The organism is Hominiventricola sp., from assembly GCF_057604405.1.
Genome location: NZ_DBLYVB010000098.1, coordinates 1 through 1,232, shown reverse-complemented (window position 1 = coordinate 1,232; position 1,232 = coordinate 1). Strand labels below are relative to the sequence as shown.

Here is a 1,232-nt window from a genome sequence, read left to right as displayed (position 1 = left end):
CAATCCATCAGTATATAGAGAGTCAGGGTGAGAAAGATAAACCGGGCAGTAAAAATAAGGATCTATCCAAATAAAGAACAGATAACCCAGATAGAGAAGACAATCGGCTGCAGTCGTTTTCTTTATAACCGGATGCTTGCGGATAAGATCCGTTATTATCAGGAAGAAAAAAAGATGCTGAAAAATACGCCGGCCGGATATAAAAAAGAATATCCATGGCTGAAAGAGGTAGATTCTCTTGCGCTGGCGAATGTACAGTTAAATCTGGAAGGGGCTTTCCGGAAATTTTTCCGGGAACCGGGAGTGGGATTTCCGCATTATAAATCAAAAAAACATTCGCGGAAATCCTATACAACGAATATGGTAAATGGGAATATCTGTCTGCAGGACAGGTTCCTGAAACTGCCAAAGATGCAGCCGGTAAAAATAAAACTCCACCGTATGATCCCGGAGGGATGGAAGCTGAAATCAGTGACTGTGAGCAGGGAACCGTCCGGAAAATATTTTGCCAGCCTGCTGTTCGACTGTGAAAACCAAACAGCGGAGAAAAGACAGGCGGAAAAATTCCTGGGGATGGATTTTGCCATGCATGGGATGTGTGTATTTTCTACCGGTGAAAGAGCCGGATATCCCATGTTCTACCGGAATGCAGAGAAAAAGCTTGCCCGGGAACAGAGAAAACTTTCCAGATGTGAAAAGGGCAGCCGTAACTATCAGAAACAGAAGAAAAAGGTTGCTTTATATCATGAAAAGATAAAGAACCAGAGGAAGGATTTCCAGCATAAGCTCAGCCACAGCCTTGCAGAAGACTATGACGCAGTATGTGTGGAGGATCTGAACCTGAAGGGGATAGCCGGAGGCCTGCATTTCGGAAAAGGGATACAGGATAACGGATACGGTCAGTTCCTTTCCATGCTTGGATATAAGCTGGAAGAACGTGGAAAATATCTGATAAAAGTAGACAGATATTTTGCATCCAGTAAGATATGCAGCGTATGCGGACATAAGAAGAAAGAGCTGGCATTATCAGAACGGATATACCTATGCGAATGTGGAAACCGGATGGACCGGGATGTGAATGCGGCGGTCAATATTCTGAAAGAAGGAAAAAGAATATATAAAAAATGTGCATAATAGCACAGAAAAGATCCGTAACCGGATAAAAAAGAACCGCGGGACACGCGGGGATAGCCTGTTTTAGCTTTGCCCTGAAGGGCAATCGAGCAGGAAGC

The 1,232-nt window shown here is 44.0% G+C and carries 1 protein-coding gene; it reads left to right on the top strand.

All coding sequences use genetic code 11. The features are described 5' to 3' along the window. Positions 1 to 27 precede the first annotated feature (27 nt). Positions 28 to 1,134 carry an RNA-guided endonuclease TnpB family protein gene (locus ACZMB2_RS14305; protein ID WP_331607417.1) on the top strand — a complete coding sequence of 369 codons (1,107 nt, stop codon included), beginning with the start codon at positions 28 to 30 and terminating at the stop codon, positions 1,132 to 1,134. The last annotated feature ends 98 nt before the right edge of the window (positions 1,135 to 1,232 follow it).